This is a genomic window from Bacteroides sp. (assembly GCF_028690125.1).
GTDB lineage: Bacteria > Bacteroidota > Bacteroidia > Bacteroidales > Bacteroidaceae > Bacteroides.
Genome location: NZ_JAQVBV010000031.1, coordinates 41866 through 62607 on the forward strand (window position 1 = coordinate 41866; position 20742 = coordinate 62607).

Consider the following 20742-nt stretch of genomic DNA (forward strand, 5'->3'; position numbering starts at 1 on the left):
CTATTTCGTTGTGTCTGTCGTTAGGAATGCACCAATATCATCAAGCTTTTCATAATCTTCATCACGAGGAACTTCAACTTCCAAATCCATCGTGTGCATATCGTTGTCAAGCCGATGGGTACAGTGGGAAACAATTCCCCGCTGTATATAAGTATCCTCTAACGCATTTTTTAACATAACCCAAATACCTTTACCTGCTCGAATGTCCCAATTCCCAATAGCTTTAAAGGATATTTTTCTTGTTTCATGGTTGCAAAGTTTTAGCTTGGCATACATTTCAATAACAATCTGCTCTGGGGTAGCCGCTTCATCAATCGTTTTAAAAAACTGCAAAGTACCCCAACGCTTTTTGGTATTCGAGTTGAAAATTATTCTATTCTGTCGAACCTGAAGGTCCTTGTTCTCTTGCGAGTATTTTATTTGATTATAGGTATCTTTGTCAATAGATTTGGAGAAGTCAAAACTGAACACTAAGTTATTGTCACCAAATGCCCAATCCGTCATGTACCTTTCCGCCTCAAATAGCTCTAAAACACCAAAATCGTCCCAAACAATATACCGTTTCATTTCATTTCGGATAGTAATGCCTATCCCCCAACTAATTATATCATATAACGATTTGTTGTCGTGTATTGTAATCGGCAATTCTGTTTTTGGGGTGTCACTAACCAAATGTTTTAGCTCGAACCTTTTGCATAACGCTGTAAATAGCGTTGCTAAAGTATCACCTCGGGATATATACACATCATTATTCTTTAGATACCTCAGTTGGTCATAACAGGTAAGCTTTATTTCATCGTGTTCATCCGCATTCATTTCAAAAATATAGCCTAGAAATAGTCCTTTATCACCGTCTAATATTTTTATTCTTCCGCCGTTGTGAAATTTTACATTCTTGTCAGCGATTACGGTTAATCGAACTTTGCTAGGCTGATTTTCGATAGCGGTTGAGAGGGTAAGCTTGTGAACTAATGATGTGATATAAAAACTTTCGTCCTTCGCTATTTGGTCATAATCTTGATATTCTATTGTTAGCATCTTTCCTTACCTCCGCAGGGATTTCTAAAGTTTTTCCGGCTAAATTTTCTAATCCACTACCAATTATACCTTTAGCCATATTGCTTGAAAGTATCCCTTTGTAGTTAGTTCCGTCACCAGTTAGCCTACGAGCAATCTCCCATATCTTTTCACCTTCGCTTACTTCGTGCTTAGATGGAATAGTTACTATCCCAAGCTCTGCGTCCGTGTTCGTCAGCTCTGTTTTAGTAACCTTTGTTATTTTGCCGTTAGCGTCCCGTTCAACTGTTACTTTAGTGGCCCCGTATCTTACCCACTCTTTAAGACTAAGTTCAAAATAAATATCATTATGCTCTCCAGCCTTGCGGGTGAAGGTAAATCGCTCAACTGCCATCATCATAGAGAAGTCTAAGTCTGTTATTACCAGCTTGAGGGGCTTCTTTTCTTCTTGTAGCTTGGTGAAAAACGATACATAGTATTCTGGGTCATATCTCTCTTTTTTCCACAATGCAACTGATTTTAGAACGCTATATACATTAAGATTTGTTGGGAGTATGCTTTCAGCTTGAGGAAAGTATGAAGAAATTTTTAAGCTTCTTAACCCCGGTGTTCTAAGAATGTTTATTTCTCCTAAATTAAGGACTTCTTTTTCCTTATTTTGCCCTTTACGCTCAACCTTGACTACCCCCGGGTTAATGGGGAGTGTGATTACTTCCCCGTTTCCTGAAAAATAAAATATAATTGTATTAGTCAAGTATCACACCTCCCCTTAGATTGTTTTTGAGGGCGTCTATGAACTCTTGGTTAACCTGCCTAACAATGCCGTCCACATCGGCGTCTTTGTGAACATCACCAAAATTTACGGTCATTTGTGGGGTTACCTGGCTGTAATTTAGCTGATATTCCCGCATAGCTAAGTCTTTAAGAAGAACCAAATCCTCGTCATAGATTTTAACGCTGTCAAGCTTACCGCCTTTAACATTTACTGGGAGCCCTGAGCCGTCTAACCCCTGCATTCCTTCAAATCCTGGAACATTTAACCAGCTACCCATGTCTTTGATACGCCGTTTAAATAAGTCTGCCTGGTCTGCTATGCTACCGGCTTTCAAGTAGGCATCATATTTCATCGTATTAGGGTTCCACTTGTCTTTTTCAGATACCCCAAAATCAATCTTAAGTTCTTCTTTGCCCATTGCTCTCCGAACGATATTGATTATGTTCAGAGCCCCACTAAGGTTATTCAGTAGTTTTTCCACCCAAATAATCGTGTCAATAATTATGTTCTGAAGGTTGCCAAAAACTTCTGCGGAGTTACTCGCAAACGCCTGAAACGCCGCCTTAGAACTAAATATGACGCCTAAGAATACACCAAACATTAACGCGGCAGTCGCAATCAGAGGGTTAGATAAGAGAAATGCACCCGCTGTGATTAACGCAGAAGCTGCCCAACCTGCGGTTGCTGCCGCCACCCGATACATTGAAGGAATAGTGGAGATTATCAACAAAGTTGTGATAGCAGAAAGGGCTCCAAAAATCTCCCACAGATTAGCACTAATGAATGAGATAACAGAGACTGCCGTTTCTGACAATTCTGACATTATTGGGTTGAAAGCATAAGTAAGCTTATTTGCCATCTGTGTACAAGCTTGCTCAAAAGTTGTAGGCATACGATTAAAGGCTTCATCAATATCTCCGCTAAAATTGATAATGGCGCCTTTCAGAATATCAGAAGTTAACCTACCCTCTTTACCTGCTTCTTTCAACAGCCCTCTTTCAATGCCTGTATACTTTTCTAATGCGTCCAAGAGCAACGGAGCACCCTCAGAAATAGATTTGAACTCGTCACCTTGTAGTTTACCAGATCCCAATGCCTGGATTAACTGCAAGGTAGAGTTTCTTCTCATTTCAGCGGTCGCACCCGCAACCGTAAACGATTTAGAAACAGTTTCAGCAAACCGAACCATTTCTTCAGTACTATTGAAATACCGCTTAGCCGCTACACCTATCTTAGAAACATTGCTCGCCATTTCCCCGTATTCTGACCTACTGCGTTGAGCCGCTGCATAAACCATATCATTTGCTCTTAGTGCTTCGGAGGTTGAGTTCGTTGCGATAGCCATTTTAGCTTGGGTGAGTATAAAAGTATCACCCATTTCTAATATCTTGCCGGGCAACCTTGAGATAGTATAAAGTAAATTAGTTAGTGAATTACCAACGGTAATACCAAATACTAAGCCTTTAAAACCAGTTGCCGTAAAATGTTTATCTAACTTGCTTAAATCTTTTTGCAACGCCCTCATAGGTTCCCCTGATTGCTGTGCTAAAGAGTTCATTCGATTTAATGCGGAAGAGAAAGTGTTAGTAGCGGCGGTTGAGGCGTTAGCCACTCTGGAAAATACTTGGTGCTTATCTGCGGTGTGTGATAAGGAACTCGCCGCATTTCTAAGGGCAGTATACTTAGTTTCTGTTCTATTTACAAATTCCCCAGTTGCATAGTTAGCCATATTCATCTTGTCGGAGAACAGCTCTACTTTGGCAATTATGCTGTTAAGGGTTTGCGTAAATCTATCCTCTAACGATATTGTTTCTCTAATTTCAGCCAATGTATCTCACCTGCCTTGTGGCTAAGTTTTCATTTTCCTTCTTTGCTCTTCTTCTGCTTTTATTTTTAGCTGGATACAAGCAATTAGAAAAGCTTTTTCTTCAAGGGGCATTTCTAAATATTCGTGCGGGCGATATTTAAGATTAAGGACGGCGTACATACAGTAGTTTGCATCGCCGTCCCCGCCCTCAATTAGTTTTTTGCTTGTTCGACCTTTTTATTAATATCAAGGTCAAACTCGCTAAGTTTACTAATTTCTTCTGCCAAAGCATAGAACTCTCCGGACAAGAGAACTTTTCCTAACAAATCTTTTGGATTCGTTACCCCGAATTGTTCTAACAATGTAGCACTTTTGAAGTTTGGTTCAACAGTATTGTTGATAACCATTAACTCCATAAGTTTTGCTCCGTCAGATTTCGCTACTTTGGAATACTCCGCAAATTCGTCTTTGGTTACTGCACGAATTACAAACGGGGTAGGAATGCCTTTTATCAATACCTCTTTGGTAAGATTGGCAATATCTCTACCCTTGAAAAACTCCACAAAACTTAAATTTGATGTTTCTTTCTTAGCCATAATAATTATTCCTCCTTCGATTTTGGACAAATCTTACAGGTCGTCAAAGCCTTCATAGTTCAGTACTTCGCTGAATTTGAACGGAATGGATTCTTCCAATACAGCATCCTCAGCATCCAACTTAGCAATGTCAATGCTGTCAATAGTTACCTTACCAAGAGTTGTTCTTTCAGTACCGCGGCCACTACCTTCATCATCTACTGTAATAGTAAGAGTAAGGCTTGGGGCAATACCTGTTTTGATGTAGTTTATCATAGCTTTCCGGAAGTAGCTTGTCATATAATAACAAGTCATAGTGCCTGAGCCTTTCCACCCCAGATATTTATTGCCGGGGGCCATGTCACCAATAACTGGGACTTCTTTCTGACTTATGGTAATTTTAGCGTCGATTTTCTTGACTTCCATCGCAAGACGAATTTCTCCGTCTAAGTTCATCCAGATTTCACCAAGCTTACCATTGATAGTCTGTTCTCCGTTAATAAATGGCATATATTTTTACCTCCCTTCTTAGCCTTTCACTTCAACATCTAAATACAGAATTTCCATTGCGTCGAGTACTGGGAGCTGATAGATATTACCTGTAACGGCGTCAATCTTGTCACCTTTTGCAACAACGATATGGTCTTCCGGTACATAGTCAGAGTCAACTGCCTCAATACGTTGTAATTCCTTAATATAAGCAATTACATCTGCTTTGAACAAAGCTCTACCTGTAGTGCTGTTACCAACTTTACCAACATAGCTGTTTTCCCAAACTGTCAAAACAGAAGTCGCAATCTCGTCCATTACACGAATAGCACGGTTCTTGCTAAAAGTGTAGTCTTTAGTTGGGGTGAAAGATGTAAAAGTATTTATATCCTTCTCAACTACGATTGTACCGTCTTGCTTAGTGCTAATTAAGAACTTACCTTTGCCAAGAGCTACGATAATTTCTTCATTAGTTAATTCTCCGGTAATACTTACAGCGTCATTGACGGTTTTATAAGTATTGCTTTCATTGATTTTTGCACCTGCAGTAATGCCTGCGACAAAAGCTGGGAACATTTGAACCGTAATCGTTTCTGTGGCTGTTTTGTAGCCCTGGTCAGAAGAAATTACACCCTCATAGTCCGCAGTTTCATAATTGTATGTACAAAGTTGTACCTTACGACCATTATCGTCCCGCATATTTTTGATAAAGGTCAAAGCAAGCGGATTGATTGTTGCATGGTCCTCAATAAGTGCCATGGTCTGCCATTTTGCAGTTTTCAGCAAGTTAAAGTAAGCTGGGTAAGCTGTGGAGTTTGTAGCTGTACCGTCAGTACCGCCAGTGAATACAGCACTTGCTACCTCAACAAGTGGTTGTTCCGAATCTGTGAAAGTCACGAAGTCATTATCAACCAAATCTGCAACAGTAGTAATCTCCTGTGCATCAACTTCAAGCCCGTCAAAGAAAGTTGTTACTCTAAAATTGCCAGTAACAAATTTGCTGTCCGCAACTTGAATAGTGAGCAAATCACCTTTAGACCCTGCATATTTAGCAGTAGCAACGAACGCCGTAGCATTAGCAGAAGCTTTCACGCCGCCTGTAGTTGTACGATACACTAAACATTTGTAGCAGTTTTGGAGTATCAATCTCAACGCCAAGCTGTCAGCTGTATCAAACGCAGTAAAACCAACTTTTGCACGGCTCTTGCCGTCAACTAAGTCACTGGATAGAACCTCAATCAATGAGCCTTCCGCACCCCATTTCAACGGTAATGCGATTGTGGCAATACCTCTGTCGCCTACCTGAATAAGCGGAGTAGCGTATGCTCGGAAATTAGTATAGGCACCGGGCCTAATTTTAGTCTGGGATAACCAAGTTCCACCTGCCATTTAAGTCACCTCTCTTATAAAATAAATTCCAATTCTGTCATTTTGGGTTCCTCAACGAGTTCTCTTTTAACCTTAAAGTCATAAGTAACATAAAAGAGTAAAACCTCGTCCTGAATTTTATATTCTAAATCACGCCCCCAGCACGGTAACGAGGGGTAATTTATCATAGAATTAGGTAGATTAATACTTTCAAGAACATCAAGTAGTTTTTCTCCGACAGTTCTGCATTGGGAATACTTATCAGTATTTTCTGTTGGGTGGAATCGAATAAGCATTGACGCGGTGCGTTTAAACCAATTCTTAGCTATCCGCTCTTGCTGTTGTGTTATGCAAGAAACAAAAAAGCAAGGTTTAACCAAACCTTGTTCTACCTGGTCCTTGTATATATTCGGAGAGGGAGAAAAGGAAGAATGAAGTTTTACCGATATTGCACTAATAACAGTATCTCCAGTTACTTCTGACATTTTTTATCCTCCTATCTCATTCCAAGACCCATTTTTTCTAACCTTGCTTGAAGCGCCGCATCCGCGTATATTTTTGTTCTTCTCACAACATAGTTACCGTCAACCCAACCGGTCTTCACCCGCATACCTGATTTTTCCCCGGGGGCATAAATAAATCTCTTACCTTCCCAGTGACCTGGCACATAGTGTCCCTTCTGCATAAATCCTCCTTCAACATAGCTTGCGTAAGGTAAATCATTTCGGATTTCGATACGCAATTTCTTGTGTGACGCCTTAACTAAATAAAACGCCTCAGCAAGCTCACCAGTTGGATAGGTCTGTTGTGCCTTAACATCTTCAAGCCACTGCTTGCCTACTTTATTCATCGCAATAACCCTACGCCTTATAGCGGTGTTTTTTACTACCCGCAATAGCTCCGCGTATCGTCTTGATGTAACTGTACTACTCATTAGGCATCACCGTCTACTATAATATCAACTTCCATGTGAGTTTCATAGAGCATTGGGGCTCCCGCTGTTCCGATATATTCTACTGATTTTACCCCTTTAATTATCTTAGTAAAGACAATCTTGTCGCCCTTAACAATATCTTTATCGGGGTCACAGAAGATACGAAACATAAAACGAACCTCATTACTGACTTCCGTTTTAGGGAGTGAACGGTCTGGGAAAAGTCTGCTAATTCTGCAAGGAATGTCAGAATAAGTCGGGGTAGCAGGATAACCAGTAGTGGTTGTAAAGTCAGCGGCAACTGCTGTGCCAATCCTATACACATCTACTAAATCATCGTACATACCGTTAAACATCTTTCTAACTCCTGACAAATTAAAGAACTTTACCATACCATTCTCCTAAATTTTTGAAGTTGAGATTTGTACTCCATCGTAATCCTATCAAGATTAGCCGAATGACTTTCAAGGGCTTTAGAAGTCTTTGTAGTCCTGGAAGTATTACCCAACCACAATTCTGTGTCACCTAACTCTATTTTCTGAATGTCGTTGATACCGATTGTTTCGTTGTCACCAGAAGTGTCAAAGTCTGCCCCACTAACCTTAGTGTACAGCAGTAAATCAACTGCCATATTGGCCCAAGTATATTTCAGTTCCTCCGGGATAACAGATATGTTGCAATAGTTCTTTATGACCTGTCCCACTTCATCTACTGCTAAAAGCATATCTTCCTCTAAAATAAGGTCGTCTTTGATTTTCATTTGGACTATTTCCAATACCGTCAATTAGACCACCTCGTTCTTTTTCTTTCTCCCTTTGGTTACTGGTATAACTTTTACTTCGTCTTGGACAGAATTTGGTACAGCTTCTACTTTAATCAGACCGTCCGCTTTGAGGCTATCAACATCGCTGTCAATAACCTCAACTGCGGTCTGGGAAGTATAAACTACACCAAGATATTTTACTGTCCGGGTAAAATATACTTTGGTCATTTATAATCCCTCCAATTAAAATGCTTTAATTACATATACATCGGAAATACGCTCGAAGGAGGGAAGAACGATTTCTGATACAACTGTTTGCACATTAACTGGATGGGGCTCTTTGATGGTAGTTACTGCAATACCTGTGCCAACAATGCTGACAGAAGCATTTGCAGTACCGCTTAACAAGTCGAACTCTTCCGGAGTAGTGCCGTACCAAGTGTTACCAAGAGTGTAGCCAGGCAACAGAGTTGCATAACCATCTGGGTAATATTTGTGGTCTATGCCGTGTTCGTCTTTATACATTTTATCGTAAACGATAATCGTTAAGCCGGTTTCAGCTTCCACGAACTGACGAGCCATTTGACGGGAAACGATAATGCTGGAAGCACCCAACGGGTTGATTGCTTTAGCAATACTTTCCGAAGCCAACAAGCCTTTCAAAGTGGTTGTGTTCATCAACACGCGGGTTGGGCGAACGCCGAAGGTTTCTGCCATATATTCGCAAGCATCCTGCAAGTCATAGATTGGAGTAGATGTAGCTTTGTTTGCAAGCGTCCATTTTGCATTACCTGCGAGTGTAACATTGTTTTCAGTAGCCCAAGCACCGTCAACATCAAAGTTGTAATCGTAAGCAACCGTACGACCGCTATCTGCGTTAGCAGATACAGAGATTGTACCATTTACAAGCAAGGACATACGCATACGCTCTGCTTGAACCTGAGCACCATCAATCAAACCTTTGACATCATCAAAGATACGCATAATGGTCGGTTGAGCAAAACGAATGTCTTTTGCTAAAAGAGTTTCAATGTCTTGGCGGTCTTTTTCACCGATACGCATTGCCTCACGGAAGAATGGCATATTAGTGGACAGCTCGCTCACGCCGATACGGTCTCTCAACGGAGCCTTAGTATCGAAAGCGGAAGGCTGCAACGCTACTGGGAGATTATTGCGACCTTTAATCCAAGCAAGTTCAAGACCGTTTTGTTTGCTCACTGGGAAAAATTGAGCACCAATCATCGGGTCTTGCATATGGACATTAATGTCTGTCCAATAAGCGGCAAGAGCCTTACTTTCAAAAATATCATAAATATTCATCAGCTAATTAATCCTCCTGTTTTGTTATTCCGTATTACGCTACGGTTGCGATTGTTACTGCAGCAGCTGGTTCCTGACCAGTAGAGATTGCGGCAGCTTCTGGAACCACTGTAGTAGAACCTGCGACAGCAGCGGCAGAGTTTTTGGTTGTGATGGTGACATAAGTTCTGTCAGCAGAAACAACAATCGATTTAACTACAACTTTATTAGTGGTCTCACCCGCAATAGTCCAGTTAGTAAGCGTAGCCGCCGCGTCGCGGAAAGTTGCACCAGTCAAGTATACATTAACAGTATGCTCAACATCTTTGGCTTCACCTACAGCAATTTCAGCTTCCTTGCAAGTCAGAACCAAGCCCATATCAATAACAGGATTGAAAGTGATTTGTTTCATAGCGGCGAGAGCATTTGCGGAAGGAAGTGTGGGAAGAGCTGCGGTTTTAATAAAACCGTGAATAACAACTGCCAACATAGCGTCGGATTGAGTTACATCATAGTCATTCAAGACTACACCGATTGCTGTGGCGTCATTTGCAGGATAAATTGTACCTGCTTTAATCATATACTTACCATCTTCCAATACAGCAAGACCTGGGGCGTTTGCAGTTGCTTTGGCGTGTTTGAAGCCGAGAGCAACATAATGGTCCGGAATAGCTAAAATCTGTTTAGCCGGGCCTCCGTACACGATTTGTTCCATTTTCATCATAGCGTTATATTCCTCCTGTTTTCGTAATTACTATTCTTTCTTTTCGGGGTTGATACCCATCATGCTCAATTTAGATTGAGCTAATGCCATACCGAAACCAATTGTTTGGTCTTCCTTCGTTTTAGGACTTGGCGGAGTTCCATTATTCGGAGGATTTCCAATTGGTTTGAACCCGGTAAATGGGTTTTGGTCACCGGCTTTTACCGCATTAAACAAGAATGATTTCTCAGTTTTAATTTTATCACTCTGTTCTTTGAAGCCTCCGGTAATTTTGCCTGCTTCGTCAAGAGTAATCTTTGACATATCAAACAGACCCATTACCATATCGGCGTCATGCGGCCTACTGAACTCGTCGGCTAATAAAGCGACTTTTACAGCGTTTTTCTTAGCCTCGCTTAGGAGCTGTTCTTTGAACTTAGCTTCTTTTTCGGAGTTCGCGGTTTCAAGTGCAGTAATTTTTTCTTGGAGCTGTGTAGCTGTTCCTTCAAATTTTTTCAATTCTCCGATTTGAGTATCTCGGTCTTTTACTTGACTTTTGACCTCTTTCAGCTCATTGGTGATTTCGTCGAAACGATGTTTCGGAACGAAGCCCTCCATTACTGTTTTGTTGGCTTCTAAAATCTTAATAGCCACTTCTTCACTTGCCCCCATTGCCGTAAGCTGTTCTTTTGTTAGCATATAAAATCTCTCCTTCTGATACTACGCTTGGTATCGCGGTCTCGTCCGCGGCGTATCATTATATATATTATACTACTTTGGAACACCTAAAATTATTGTAATTCTTTTGTCTTGCCCCTGTCCGGGTCTTTCTGTGATTTCATCTTCTGTCTGGCTATGCGTTGAGCTTTGGTTGCTTTGTCAACAGTAGAAGCTATCGGTGTATTTAGAATTGCAGTATCTTGTTGGAGCTTTTCAAGAATTTTAACCTTCTCTGCTTTCTCCTTCTCAATCTGTTCCAATTCTTCTTGTGCATTAGTAACCCACGGATGATTAGCAACGATTGTCCTGTCACTAATTATGCCTACGCTGTCAGCACTACTACCAATAACCTCTTTCTCATTAATAATAACATCAATATTGAAAGATGGGGTAACATTAACTGAGCGGAAGTCACCTTTACCTTTATTAGCGGCATCTACACGAATGAACCAAATAATCTGTTCAATGGCAAATGTGAACTCCGTAATCATACCGCTTACATCCATATCCAAATCAGCATATCTAAATTTAAGAGCTACACCCGACACATTGCCAAGCGTTGTTTCTTGTGTGTCAACTCCGCTACCTGCTTCGTAAATGTCTTTACGCAATCGAGAAAGATGGCCCTCAATTGTAGTAATGTCCAGCTTAGTTTCGAGTGTATCCACATCACCGTCCCCGGCCACGAAAGCAGTTCTGTATGTGTTAATATTTTGGGTAAACTCCGCTTTATCAGTACCATCATAGTTCTTAACAACTTTAATGCTGTTAGGAATATCTTTTATGGTGTTTGAGGTAGAAGAAGTTATTTCGTCATAATCATCTACTAATGGTTTGATTAAATCAAGAAGCCCAACTTCGTCAGAGTTGTATTTGAACGGAATGAACGGAATGTTTTCCCAAGTGGCTTCCAGAGCGTCATACTCTTGTTCTCCTGCGGCATTAACGATAGGAACATTGTTGCTATCCACTTTAGGTTTACTAATAGTGAAGTGACCTTTAAGTGTTGCTGATTGGTCAGGGTCATTAATAAGCCCTGTGTCGCCCATTTCGTAATACCAAACACCTTCAGCTGTGTGGTATTCAACTTTCATAACATCTGTTATTGTGCCGTCAGCCTCATATTTTGTGATTGTGTATACCCTGATAACAGCGTCCAACTTTGTATGGTCAGTATCTGCCCAAAACGCAATTACTTCATCGGAAGGGATATGCTTGAACCTTAGATTGCCTCCTTTGTCATAGTAAGCTTGTAGCCAAGATATACCTGTTTGACAAGACTCCTTAGCTAATACTTGCAAGCTTCTGTGCAGGTCAATAGTAAAGAACTCCTTAAGTATCTCCCTGAAGCTTTCATCCTCACAAGTAAGACTTAGCTGTTTACCTAAAAGATAATTGACCTTTTGATTTACAAGCTTACGGAAGAACGGGTGACTTAGCTTAGCGTTACTAAGATTTTTCTCCTCTTGTTTTACACCTAACCTATCAATGTAATAACGCTTGTGGTCTTTAATATCATTTCGGTTCTTGTAGTATTCTTTAGCCTTTTTAATGTCAGCTAATTTTTTGCTCAAAATCCAATTACTAATGTTGGATTGCAAGAAATCCCGCTGAGGTTTGCCGTAAGTGCCAAGTTGGTCAATGCGACTTTCTAAACTTATGTTTTCAAGCCTCATTATGTCAGGAAATTTAAACATCTGCGAAAATACCTCCCTTTTAAATGCGTTCTAAGCTGGGGCAAGAACGCTCTGCTTATGTTTGTACCCGTTAAAAACTGAATGTATTCTTATTAAGGTCCGCTGTTGCATATCTTAATGCGTCCATGATGTGATTGTATTCGTCGATTGGTTCTGTTGTGAGCTGACCAGTTTCTTTATCTGGTGCCCAGCAGTAGTTGCTCAATTCTACAATCGTATTGACGCAGGACGGGTGAACATAGATACGATAGTCTTGGAGTTTTTGAATGCCTGACTTGATTGAGCCTTTGCCCTTCTTGACTCCGTAGATACGACTGAGCCCTAATTCTTTCAAGGCGTCTATATCTTTAGGAGCCGCTTCATCTGCCCCAATTCGTGCGTTAGCAAATCCTTTGTACCGCAAAGTTTCATAGATAGCATTATTCTGCATCCGTGTTCTATATATTTCGTCATAGATATACAAGTTCCTTGCCTTCTCGTCAGCTAAAAGAGCAACGAAAGCAGTAGGGTCATTTGTATAGCCAAAGTCAAGACCGTGGAACTCACGATATTTAGGAACATTGTTTGCGGTGAATACTTGTTTCATGGCATCAGGGTCAAATTCAAGTTCACACCAATTCTCATAAACAAGTCCTTCAGAGATACCCCAATTACCTTCACCCTCGATAGAATAGCGTCTTGGGTTTTCTTCTTTCATTATCTGGAAGATATTTCTATCATCATCGCCTAAGAACTCATTACAATCATAATTCCGAGTAATCGCTAAAATATCCCCTCGTTGGGAAATACCATTACTGCCTACCTTATCAAAGAAGCGTTTCTTTAGCCAAATCTTATCCGACCACGGGTTGAAGGTTAAAGTGTGCTGTTTGAAAAGCGGGTATGGCACCTCACCACGAATAGACATATCAACCTTATTGAAGTCGTCCTCATTCGTTATCTGAAAAGCTTCCTCCCACCAAGTCCAACAAAGATAGCCCTCCGCAACTGTTATGGAAGTAATACTCTGCGGGTCGTCCAGACCTCTAAACATTATCTTCTGCCCTGACGGCATATAAGTAAGTTCAAGCGGTGATTTTGTAGCCTTCCATAAATGAGAAACGCCCAACCTATTAATAGCCCAACGAAGCTGTGCAAAAGTAGAGTCCTTATTGGTATTATAATAGCGACGAATAACTAAAACATTTGGTTTAAGTCCATACTCGTGGTAGAACTTCATCATATTATACGGGAACCACAAAGACGCGGTGGTTGACTTCTTGCTTCCACGACCACCTTTAACAACTTTGTACCTTCCCTTAAACCCCCAAAATTGTTTATAGCCGCCGCCAACAACTTCTGATAGATTAATTTCTGCCATACACTCACCTACTATTAAATGTGCAGAAAGCAAGCCAACTATAAAAGAGGGGTAAAATAGCTAACTTGCTTTCTGCTGTTCCTAAGGAGGCGAAATCCCTTGTCGTCCGACCCGCACTCTTAGGTTTTTATGGGCACTGGCTTAAGGGGATAAACCAGTGAACATCTGCTTTACAAGAACATTATAGCACAGCTTTGGGGAATGGTCTACTGTATTAGCTGTGAAAACCGATATATAGGGAGAAAAATTTCAAGTGGAGATTTGAAACTGCGGAGCAAGCCAGTATGTTTCCCAAAATCGTTAAACCAATACAATCTAATCAAGGCCGATATACCCCATATGTCGAGAAAACCGATATACCCCAAAATCATAGAAATTCCGAGGAATACTCTAAGCAGGCCGATATACCCCAAAATCGTGCGTGACTGGCCTGGCTCAGTAGCTAATTTTCAGAGTTGTCTGCATACTTAGAATATTCTGAATTATCAGAGTTTTGTGAAAATTATGCTAATTGTAAAGTATGATGTACTTTATGATTAGTATAATTATACATAAATATGTATGTTTATACAGTCTTTCTGTAGTGTACTAATTGTTTGTGTTTTGTAGTCAATTCACTATATACATTATATAACGAATATGATAAAATAGATATAGCAAGAAAACGCTTGTTTTCTTGACTATATGCTCATATGAGTAGAAAAGAGTGTGTTTAGAATGACAAACAACAACAAGAACAACAAGAACAGCAAGAAAGCAGTACAAGCAACAAAAGCAGTACAAGCAATGCAAGCAGTAGATTGCGATTATGAAAGTGAATTGTTATTGAAGTATCAACAAGAAGTTAATGCAGCGATTTTAAAAGCTAATATTGAAGAAGTAAATGCAAGTACTTCTTCTCAAGAGCATTTTATTCGAGCTTTTGCGCTTCTTTGCAAGCAAGATAGCGACTTTACGATAAAAGCATTATCGTATAAGTCGAAGCAAAGAGATTTGTTGTATCGCAATCAAAAAATATTGTACTTTACAGACAATTTTGTAAATGTTACAAAAACACAAGCGAACAAGTATAATGTTAAAATTATGAGCATAAAAAAGTATAATCATAGTTACTGCTATAACATAGCAGTAGAATCGTATGCAAGCTATGAAGCTATTAAACAGCTTGTAATGAGTTTAATAGCTTAGCAAGTAAAACAGTATGAGCGACTTTTACAAGTCGCTCATACTGTTTTATCTTTAATGTGCTTGCTATGCTTATGAGAATTAGCTACAAGCAACTTTACAGAAGAATACGATATAACTATCATACAATCGTATTAACATAGCTTACAAGCTAAAATAACGAATAGAACAAAAAGACAAAATAACATAATGTTATGAATTATCAGAAAATTATGAATATTATGAATTTTCTAAATATTTTGAAATTTTCAGAAAATTATGAATTTTTGAAATTTTTCAGAATATTCGCATATATCCAATTGTCAGAATTTTCAGAATCTTGTGTCAATACCAATTGTCAGAATATTCTGACTATCAGAAAATTCAGAAAACTCAAACCTCCAAACGGAGGTCAGACCTACCACCCTTTTGCACTCCGATAGGAAGGAACTCCTGGAGAAGGAGAGGGAGTGCTCCGTTTGGAGGACGCACCTGGATGGCCTTTGCACCCTTCAGGTGTTACCCTACCTACCATTTGCACTTTCTGCCTTCCGGAGCCGACCTGGTTTGGATTTGCACTCTGCCTTCCGGTGCCTGCCCGGTTGGCCTTTGCACTCTGCTCCTTTTGGAGCTCAGATAATAACTTGCCATAAGGAGTATGCCTGCCTGGCCTTTGCACTCCACTAAATATTTTAGCAGGGTTATATAATGTTCTGTACTTTGCCGAAAATCCCTGTCATACTATAGATAGTAGAAGAAGCGAAGGGAAGTGCTATCCTATGTCTATACTTACAGCTAATACGGAGAAGTCCGCCCAGTTAACCAAAAAGCCAAAATCCCAAAAAGCCAAAATTAAAGAAGGAGGAACTAATATGAAATACCTAATCGAAAAAACCAAATGTTTTGAAATCCATGATATCCGCAAAAATTCCAAAGGAGTATACACAAACTTTTTCGGAGTACCAATTCATACTGCGTCTTTCAGAATAGCTTGGTTATTAACCTGTGAGCTTCTCGATACCCTGAATATAAACGAAAGGGAGATTGCCTGCAAACTATACGATATAATGGAGCAGTTAGAAAAAACAAATGGTGGGAGGTTTGAGAAATGAAAAGGGTATACGATTATGACACTATTTGGAGCTATATATTATTCCTGGTATTCTGTATAGTGTGGTCATTAGGTATATACTATGAAATAATAACCTTCCACTAATATTCCAAGCTCTGCTCTCCAAAGGGTAGAGCTTTTTTATGCCTACCAACTCTCCAATAGGCCTCCTGGGTATGGTTTTTACCCCCCAAAAGTATCGGCTTTTTCAAATATACCTATTGGAGTACTGGTGTTTGGTATTGGTGATTGGTGTGTACCTATTTTCAAAATATTCTGAATTATCAGTTTAGGCTAATTAGGAAGTATGAGCTTCTCCTTCAATAACCTAAGTATTCGTGCCGTTTGTAGCGTCCATTAGGCAGGACCAGGAACCCATTTGCACTCAAAGCCGTTAGGTTTTACCTACCTACCATTTGCACTTTGCCAGCAAAAAAGCCTACCAAGTGTGCGTGCTCGGTAGACTTTTGTGCATTATTTTTGAAAGTGTCGGTTTTGACCCCATGAAAACACCCATTTTGTTAAAATACCTATTGGTGCTTAATCTTTGAGGCAATCTTCTCCGGTAAATTTAACAGTTTCGTTCATATTTACCGTTGTTTCATTGAATCCTTGCATTTTGTTCAGCTCTGCTACCGCTTGGGTTATTCCCATATTGTGGATATTGGTCATTCTGCGTTTTTTCATCTTCTCAACCAGCTGTTTTGCCAAGGAAGCCTGCCTTCTTTCATCGTCACAAGCCTCGTATTCCTCCAATATCTGTGCGGTTTCTGTGTCAAATGCCGCTGCAATTCTTTCCATTTCCTGTTGGTTCTTGTCAATGACGAATTTGAGCTTTTCTATGGAGTTTTCCCTTGTCCAAAGTGCCTGAATATTGCCATTACTCCTTATGGCTTCTCCAATTTCCTTAATCCTATCCTTAATATAGCCTTTTTGCATCATACACCAAGCTGCCATATCCATTGACCTCTCTGCTAAATAAGTCTTATGAGGGTATGCTCGTAAGAAGGCTTGTCTTTGTGTTAAGTGGTCTACTGCTATTGCTTGACAGAATACTTCCTCTTGTTCTGTTATTTGGTTTATTGAGCTATGTCTAAACTTTGCCATTGTATCTTCCTCCCTTAATTCTTTGCCCGGTTTTTTATTTTTTTCTATCTCTATTATATACGGTATTTTGCCTATTGTCTAATTTGTCTGACTATTGTAATTTTGGCTAAAAAAGAAGCACCCTGTTAAGAGTGCTTTTATATAGGTTATTTCTTATTAACTTACTTTTACTTCCGCCGGAACTTTTTCTTCTTTTGCTTTCTTTTCTACTTTCTCTTTTACCGGTTTTGGTTTTTCTACTCTCGGATACATCGTTTTTAGCATATCGAGCAAGGTTATTGCGTTACTTCCTTCGAGTATTCCTAATTTTGCTTTGAATGGGTGGTGATATCCTTTCTTCTCATATGCTAAGCCGATTTTGTCTGCATCCTCCGGCCTGATTGATATGAAGTTTGGCGAAATGTATAGTACCTTGATTTCTTTATATGATACGAAGAACTGGTTTGGACCGTCTTTTGATTTTTTAATGCTCATATCCGGGTAATTGTCTACATAGGCTCTTACACTTGTTAGGACTCCTGCTGTTGGTACAACCTTTACTGTTACTTCTTTAGGTTTTTTCTCTTTTTTCTCTTTTACCGGTTCTGCTTCTTTTACAGGTTCTACGGTCGGAATTGCCTCGAGGATTGCTTCTGCTTCTTTTAAGGTCATTTCTTTCTCTACTGGTTGCTCAACGATTTTTACGGTTTCTTTTACTACTGGGGTTTGTGACAAGTCAGCTTGTTCTACCTTACCAACCGACACCGCTTTTGCACCCTTTGCACTTTTTGCACCTTTTTCCACTTTTGCTGTTTTAATTCCTGATGGTTTTGTCATTTTTTGTCCCCTACTTTCGTATTTTATTTTTTAGAGCCTTGGTCTAACTGCTCTGTGAGGTACTCGCTCGCAAGTGCCCCACACAACCTTTAGTCTATTACATACCTTGCAATTTCTTCATAATCCACATCTAAATAATCTCCTAGGTCAACTGATAGTCCGTTGTAACTATCCTCTATTATTAGTTCTCCATCTTCTGTTATCAGATTATTAGCTCCGTCACCGTATTGTTCGCTCTCCCACAATTCATAGAATTTATCATTGTAGGTTGCTTCCGCAATTTTGTACCAAGTTCCTACATGACCTTGAAATACTGTGAGGTCTTTCAGAATATCTTGCTTGCTTACCTCAGGTACTGCTTGTTTTCTTTTCGGTCTAACGGTTGGCATGGTGTATTTCCCCTTTCGTCCTTTGGTGTCTTGAAAGAGCCCTGCACTTCTCTCTTTCTACTTATAGTATAGCAGGCGAAACTGGGATAGTCACGAACTTCATGGCACCCAGTTTTCGCAAATTATACACAATTCACTTCAGGTTAAATAGCGATTGACTTGTTATCATAACCTGCGGTGCAAGAGTACATATAACCTAATTTTTTCATTTTTGCGTATTCAGTATTAGGTTGGCCTGGTATACAGCGACTATATATATTGTCGTGCATCTGTAAGGAGACTAATACATTTCTATCCTCGATTTCTTTCAGTACCTCAATCTTTCTCGGTTCGCTCATTTCTTTAGCGATGTTGGAAACTGCTTTGAAGGTGAATGTCATTAGCTCGTCTAAAGTGTAGTGGTCGGCGTTTACGATTTTCATAAAATAACCCTCTTTCGTGTTGATAAATTAGTAGGCGAATAGCGATATGCTATCTTTCTACATCTTTAGTATAACAGGCGAAAGAGGGAAATAGAAGAACATTACATAACCCAATTGTCTGAATATTTACTTATCCTATTAAGAGTAGTTGGTCTATTATCCGCTCTACCTCTCGGCGTACCTCGTACTGTGTCCTAACTTTTCCGTGCATAAATACATCAGGCCAATCCTCTTCACGCTTACCACGCTTACCGAAGTATTCAAGCAATTCGGGGTCCTTGGCGTCATTTAAGTGGGCACAATCGAACCCTATCCAGTAAAGTTCCTCACCTTCGTCTTTTATCGGATAGTCAGGGCTGAGTTTGCCAAAAGTTAATCCTCCATGACATTTAACTGGTATGTCATCGTAATCCTCTCCGTAATACACATCGCCTTTTGGCAACCCGACATACCCACACCGATGCCCCATTGCGTTACCGACTACCACACCCCTAAACCCCCGATAAAGAAAGTTCTCCTCAACAATAAATTGCTTGTCCATTGTATCTACCCCTTTTCTTATATACCCCTAAGGACCTTCCGGCCCTTTGCACTTTACGCCCTTTCAAATTGTTTCCTTAGTTTTTCATACTGTTCCTTATCATCCTGTTCCTTCTTTTGTTTTAGCAAGGCATCAAAATCTTGGGTTTCAAAGTTTGAATCCGTAATGTGTGTCCCTGTCCCGCCATTGAAGTCATATTTATAAATCCAAATTTCCCAATTTTCCTCGCCAACCTTTTTAGATATTTCTAAATGATTATCCCTCTTGGCTACTGCCCATTCGTGTAACCTTTCCATCAATTCTTGCGTAAAATTTTTATCGGATAACATAATAAAATCCCTCCCTTTATATTGTTTCAACACCAAATTTTACCGGAATATTCGCTATTTTTCTTGCGATAGGGCCGTCATCTTTTATGGTGTGAACCCACTCAGAATATAAGTTGTTATCCTCTCCGCATACTAAATTACCTGGCCGTTCCAGCGGACAATGTTTGCAACATTCTGAACAACCATCCTCAGCCATTTTCTCCGCGTCATAGACACAGGCAAAACAACAGTTTTCAACCAACTTTCCATTCCACCCCGGCCACTCGTGTTTTAAACTTCCCGGATTGTCTGCTAACCAGTTCCACAACTCTTTATGTTTGGTGTGGTTAAATTTAACACTCATTCCGTTTCAACTCCTTCTCTAACCGGTAATTCTGCTATATCCCGAGCAAGCGCCTCGGCTCTTGCTGCATACACCCCATCAACATCAAGGCAGCGGCTACATTTGTCATTAACATTATCCCATTCACTAAATATGCTACCAGTATCACAACAGGTTCTAAATGTTCCCCATAATAGCGGGCAAGTTTCCTCACAAACCTCAGGATTAAAATCATATGCGTATTTCCCTGTTGCCAATCTGTGCTCCTTAGAATACTGACAGGCGAAACAGTTGTTGTCAGGATAAATCTCAGGGTCATAATCTTCAATATCGTACCAGCCCGGCCAGTCTTCTTTAAACTGCCCCGGATTATCTGCTAACCAATTCCATAACTCTCTGTGTTTGGTTAAATCGAAAGTTGGCATTTATCTTTCCCCCAATCTTTTCTTTCCTCTGTTATCTTTTGGATACTTGTTTTGTTACCTTTCAAGGGTTTAATGTACTGCAGGTTATAAGTTTTTCGGTCGAATATATTTGTTGCTGAATAAATCCTAACCTCAATAACATCTTTTGCCCAACTCCATTTGCTTATTCTATTCTTAACACCGCGAAGTGTTTTTAGGTCGTGTATAATCTGGCAATAATCACTTCCTAAGGGATTATAATAATACGGTTCGCACTCAACAAACTGGTTTTCCGCTTCGTCAAACTTGTCGGTTCTTTCTATATAACCTTCAACTATGAATACCATTTGCACTCGCCCCCTTTCAAAGGTCTGTTCTTATAAAATCTTCGAGGTGTTGTCTATTGTTGTCGGCTATAAAGTATGCTCTACCTGTTTTTCTTGTGTACCTTATTGTGCTTACTCTGCGTTTGCCTGCGGTATTACCATTATAGTAACGATACACTACTTTATCATACGGTCCGCTGTGGTCTATCCCAATAATTCCGTATCCCCCGAATTGTGTCATTTGTTTATAGACTAAAACTTTTTCATTTAGGGTTGATATATCCTTTGGTTGAATGTGTAATCC

28 protein-coding genes are annotated in these 20742 nt (G+C 40.0%); 2 read left to right on the forward strand and 26 right to left on the reverse strand.

All coding sequences use genetic code 11. From position 1 onward, the window contains the following. The 16 genes from PHO71_RS18085 to PHO71_RS18160 all read right to left on the reverse strand — a co-directional run bounded on the left by PHO71_RS18085 (position 1) and on the right by PHO71_RS18160 (position 13507). Positions 1–1038 (reverse strand): hypothetical protein, encoded by a 1038-nt coding sequence (locus tag PHO71_RS18085; RefSeq protein ID WP_300206017.1) that lies wholly within the window; start codon positions 1036–1038, stop codon positions 1–3. Further along, positions 1010–1771 carry a phage baseplate protein gene (locus PHO71_RS18090; RefSeq protein WP_300206019.1) on the reverse strand — a complete coding sequence of 254 codons (762 nt, stop codon included), beginning with the start codon at positions 1769–1771 and terminating at the stop codon, positions 1010–1012. Before PHO71_RS18090 ends, PHO71_RS18085 begins: the two co-directional genes overlap by 29 nt. Next, positions 1764–3620: a tape measure protein gene (locus PHO71_RS18095; protein WP_300206021.1), complete on the reverse strand. Its 1857-nt coding sequence runs from the start codon at positions 3618–3620 to the stop codon at positions 1764–1766. Before PHO71_RS18095 ends, PHO71_RS18090 begins: the two co-directional genes overlap by 8 nt. A gap of 191 nt (positions 3621–3811) precedes the next feature. Further along, positions 3812–4195 (reverse strand): hypothetical protein, encoded by a 384-nt coding sequence (locus tag PHO71_RS18100; protein WP_300206023.1) that lies wholly within the window; start codon positions 4193–4195, stop codon positions 3812–3814. Between the two features lie 33 nt (positions 4196–4228). Then, positions 4229–4684 (reverse strand): phage tail tube protein, encoded by a 456-nt coding sequence (locus PHO71_RS18105; protein ID WP_300206025.1) that lies wholly within the window; start codon positions 4682–4684, stop codon positions 4229–4231. Positions 4685–4702: 18 nt separating this feature from the next. Next, a complete protein-coding gene (locus PHO71_RS18110; RefSeq protein ID WP_300206027.1) occupies positions 4703–6052 on the reverse strand; it encodes a phage tail sheath family protein in 1350 nt (449 codons plus the stop codon). Between the two features lie 14 nt (positions 6053–6066). Beyond that, entirely contained in the window at positions 6067–6516 is a 450-nt protein-coding gene (locus PHO71_RS18115) for a DUF6838 family protein (RefSeq protein ID WP_300206029.1), read from the reverse strand. An 11-nt stretch (positions 6517–6527) separates the two neighbouring features. Further along, positions 6528–6881, reverse strand: a complete 354-nt coding sequence (locus tag PHO71_RS18120) for an HK97 gp10 family phage protein (RefSeq protein WP_300206031.1) — start codon at positions 6879–6881, stop codon at positions 6528–6530. Positions 6882–6964: 83 nt separating this feature from the next. After that, positions 6965–7357 (reverse strand): hypothetical protein, encoded by a 393-nt coding sequence (locus tag PHO71_RS18125; RefSeq protein ID WP_300206033.1) that lies wholly within the window; start codon positions 7355–7357, stop codon positions 6965–6967. Next, complete coding sequence (locus tag PHO71_RS18130; protein ID WP_300206035.1) at positions 7351–7725, reverse strand: hypothetical protein; 375 nt, start codon at positions 7723–7725, stop codon at positions 7351–7353. The genes PHO71_RS18125 and PHO71_RS18130 overlap by 7 nt, the downstream gene beginning before the upstream one ends. A gap of 24 nt (positions 7726–7749) precedes the next feature. Continuing rightward, a complete protein-coding gene (locus tag PHO71_RS18135) occupies positions 7750–7956 on the reverse strand; it encodes a hypothetical protein (RefSeq protein WP_300206037.1) in 207 nt (68 codons plus the stop codon). A gap of 15 nt (positions 7957–7971) precedes the next feature. Next, the gene (locus tag PHO71_RS18140; protein WP_300206039.1) at positions 7972–9048 is read right to left on the reverse strand and encodes a major capsid protein; all 1077 of its coding nucleotides are present in this window, start codon (positions 9046–9048) and stop codon (positions 7972–7974) included. A gap of 34 nt (positions 9049–9082) precedes the next feature. Further along, positions 9083–9751: a hypothetical protein gene (locus PHO71_RS18145; RefSeq protein ID WP_300206041.1), complete on the reverse strand. Its 669-nt coding sequence runs from the start codon at positions 9749–9751 to the stop codon at positions 9083–9085. A 30-nt stretch (positions 9752–9781) separates the two neighbouring features. Next, positions 9782–10429 (reverse strand): phage scaffolding protein, encoded by a 648-nt coding sequence (locus PHO71_RS18150; RefSeq protein WP_300206043.1) that lies wholly within the window; start codon positions 10427–10429, stop codon positions 9782–9784. 92 nt (positions 10430–10521) lie between these two features. Continuing rightward, complete coding sequence (locus tag PHO71_RS18155; protein ID WP_300206045.1) at positions 10522–12147, reverse strand: phage portal protein; 1626 nt, start codon at positions 12145–12147, stop codon at positions 10522–10524. Between the two features lie 70 nt (positions 12148–12217). After that, a complete protein-coding gene (locus tag PHO71_RS18160; RefSeq protein ID WP_300206047.1) occupies positions 12218–13507 on the reverse strand; it encodes a PBSX family phage terminase large subunit in 1290 nt (429 codons plus the stop codon). 717 nt (positions 13508–14224) lie between these two features. Here PHO71_RS18160 and PHO71_RS18165 point away from each other — a divergent pair. Together PHO71_RS18165 and PHO71_RS18170 are read left to right on the forward strand one after the other, a co-directional pair. Continuing rightward, the gene (locus PHO71_RS18165; protein ID WP_300206049.1) at positions 14225–14695 is read left to right on the forward strand and encodes a hypothetical protein; all 471 of its coding nucleotides are present in this window, start codon (positions 14225–14227) and stop codon (positions 14693–14695) included. A gap of 848 nt (positions 14696–15543) precedes the next feature. After that, positions 15544–15783, forward strand: coding sequence for a hypothetical protein (locus tag PHO71_RS18170; RefSeq protein ID WP_300206051.1), 240 nt, complete (start codon positions 15544–15546; stop codon positions 15781–15783). A 539-nt stretch (positions 15784–16322) separates the two neighbouring features. Here PHO71_RS18170 and PHO71_RS18175 read toward each other — a convergent pair. From PHO71_RS18175 to PHO71_RS18220, 10 genes are all read right to left on the reverse strand, one after another. Further along, positions 16323–16889, reverse strand: a complete 567-nt coding sequence (locus PHO71_RS18175) for a hypothetical protein (RefSeq protein WP_300206053.1) — start codon at positions 16887–16889, stop codon at positions 16323–16325. A gap of 156 nt (positions 16890–17045) precedes the next feature. Next, positions 17046–17672: a hypothetical protein gene (locus tag PHO71_RS18180; RefSeq protein ID WP_300206055.1), complete on the reverse strand. Its 627-nt coding sequence runs from the start codon at positions 17670–17672 to the stop codon at positions 17046–17048. 122 nt (positions 17673–17794) lie between these two features. Further along, positions 17795–18094, reverse strand: a complete 300-nt coding sequence (locus PHO71_RS18185) for a hypothetical protein (protein WP_300206057.1) — start codon at positions 18092–18094, stop codon at positions 17795–17797. A 143-nt stretch (positions 18095–18237) separates the two neighbouring features. Next, positions 18238–18516 carry a hypothetical protein gene (locus tag PHO71_RS18190; protein WP_300206059.1) on the reverse strand — a complete coding sequence of 93 codons (279 nt, stop codon included), beginning with the start codon at positions 18514–18516 and terminating at the stop codon, positions 18238–18240. A gap of 130 nt (positions 18517–18646) precedes the next feature. After that, a complete protein-coding gene (locus PHO71_RS18195; RefSeq protein ID WP_300206061.1) occupies positions 18647–19057 on the reverse strand; it encodes a hypothetical protein in 411 nt (136 codons plus the stop codon). Between the two features lie 53 nt (positions 19058–19110). Beyond that, entirely contained in the window at positions 19111–19416 is a 306-nt protein-coding gene (locus tag PHO71_RS18200; protein ID WP_300206063.1) for a hypothetical protein, read from the reverse strand. Continuing rightward, on the reverse strand, positions 19403–19729 hold the full coding sequence (locus PHO71_RS18205; RefSeq protein ID WP_300206065.1) for a hypothetical protein: 327 nt from the start codon (positions 19727–19729) through the stop codon (positions 19403–19405). The genes PHO71_RS18200 and PHO71_RS18205 overlap by 14 nt, the downstream gene beginning before the upstream one ends. Then, positions 19726–20133 (reverse strand): hypothetical protein, encoded by a 408-nt coding sequence (locus tag PHO71_RS18210; RefSeq protein WP_300206067.1) that lies wholly within the window; start codon positions 20131–20133, stop codon positions 19726–19728. Before PHO71_RS18210 ends, PHO71_RS18205 begins: the two co-directional genes overlap by 4 nt. Continuing rightward, positions 20115–20459 carry a hypothetical protein gene (locus PHO71_RS18215; protein WP_300206068.1) on the reverse strand — a complete coding sequence of 115 codons (345 nt, stop codon included), beginning with the start codon at positions 20457–20459 and terminating at the stop codon, positions 20115–20117. Before PHO71_RS18215 ends, PHO71_RS18210 begins: the two co-directional genes overlap by 19 nt. A 16-nt stretch (positions 20460–20475) precedes the next feature. Further along, the coding region (locus tag PHO71_RS18220) for a hypothetical protein (RefSeq protein ID WP_300206070.1) at positions 20476–20742 on the reverse strand (267 nt) is incomplete at its 5' end.

Excerpts from the sequence above, each read along its gene's own strand:
- PHO71_RS18085 (WP_300206017.1), bottom strand. The coding sequence starts at position 1,038 with ATGCTAACAATAGAATATCAAGATTATGACCAAATAGCGAAGGACGAA.
- PHO71_RS18100 (WP_300206023.1), bottom strand. The coding sequence starts at position 4,195 with ATGGCTAAGAAAGAAACATCAAATTTAAGTTTTGTGGAGTTTTTCAAG.
- PHO71_RS18105 (WP_300206025.1), bottom strand. The coding sequence starts at position 4,684 with ATGCCATTTATTAACGGAGAACAGACTATCAATGGTAAGCTTGGTGAA.
- PHO71_RS18110 (WP_300206027.1), bottom strand. The coding sequence starts at position 6,052 with ATGGCAGGTGGAACTTGGTTATCCCAGACTAAAATTAGGCCCGGTGCC.
- PHO71_RS18115 (WP_300206029.1), bottom strand. The coding sequence starts at position 6,516 with ATGTCAGAAGTAACTGGAGATACTGTTATTAGTGCAATATCGGTAAAA.
- PHO71_RS18120 (WP_300206031.1), bottom strand. The coding sequence starts at position 6,881 with ATGAATAAAGTAGGCAAGCAGTGGCTTGAAGATGTTAAGGCACAACAG.
- PHO71_RS18125 (WP_300206033.1), bottom strand. The coding sequence starts at position 7,357 with ATGGTAAAGTTCTTTAATTTGTCAGGAGTTAGAAAGATGTTTAACGGT.
- PHO71_RS18130 (WP_300206035.1), bottom strand. The coding sequence starts at position 7,725 with ATGAAAATCAAAGACGACCTTATTTTAGAGGAAGATATGCTTTTAGCA.
- PHO71_RS18135 (WP_300206037.1), bottom strand. The coding sequence starts at position 7,956 with ATGACCAAAGTATATTTTACCCGGACAGTAAAATATCTTGGTGTAGTT.
- PHO71_RS18140 (WP_300206039.1), bottom strand. The coding sequence starts at position 9,048 with ATGAATATTTATGATATTTTTGAAAGTAAGGCTCTTGCCGCTTATTGG.
- PHO71_RS18145 (WP_300206041.1), bottom strand. The coding sequence starts at position 9,751 with ATGATGAAAATGGAACAAATCGTGTACGGAGGCCCGGCTAAACAGATT.
- PHO71_RS18150 (WP_300206043.1), bottom strand. The coding sequence starts at position 10,429 with ATGCTAACAAAAGAACAGCTTACGGCAATGGGGGCAAGTGAAGAAGTG.
- PHO71_RS18155 (WP_300206045.1), bottom strand. The coding sequence starts at position 12,147 with ATGTTTAAATTTCCTGACATAATGAGGCTTGAAAACATAAGTTTAGAA.
- PHO71_RS18160 (WP_300206047.1), bottom strand. The coding sequence starts at position 13,507 with ATGGCAGAAATTAATCTATCAGAAGTTGTTGGCGGCGGCTATAAACAA.
- PHO71_RS18165 (WP_300206049.1), top strand. The coding sequence starts at position 14,225 with ATGACAAACAACAACAAGAACAACAAGAACAGCAAGAAAGCAGTACAA.
- PHO71_RS18170 (WP_300206051.1), top strand. The coding sequence starts at position 15,544 with ATGAAATACCTAATCGAAAAAACCAAATGTTTTGAAATCCATGATATC.
- PHO71_RS18175 (WP_300206053.1), bottom strand. The coding sequence starts at position 16,889 with ATGGCAAAGTTTAGACATAGCTCAATAAACCAAATAACAGAACAAGAG.
- PHO71_RS18185 (WP_300206057.1), bottom strand. The coding sequence starts at position 18,094 with ATGCCAACCGTTAGACCGAAAAGAAAACAAGCAGTACCTGAGGTAAGC.
- PHO71_RS18190 (WP_300206059.1), bottom strand. The coding sequence starts at position 18,516 with ATGAAAATCGTAAACGCCGACCACTACACTTTAGACGAGCTAATGACA.
- PHO71_RS18195 (WP_300206061.1), bottom strand. The coding sequence starts at position 19,057 with ATGGACAAGCAATTTATTGTTGAGGAGAACTTTCTTTATCGGGGGTTT.
- PHO71_RS18205 (WP_300206065.1), bottom strand. The coding sequence starts at position 19,729 with ATGAGTGTTAAATTTAACCACACCAAACATAAAGAGTTGTGGAACTGG.
- PHO71_RS18210 (WP_300206067.1), bottom strand. The coding sequence starts at position 20,133 with ATGCCAACTTTCGATTTAACCAAACACAGAGAGTTATGGAATTGGTTA.
- PHO71_RS18215 (WP_300206068.1), bottom strand. The coding sequence starts at position 20,459 with ATGGTATTCATAGTTGAAGGTTATATAGAAAGAACCGACAAGTTTGAC.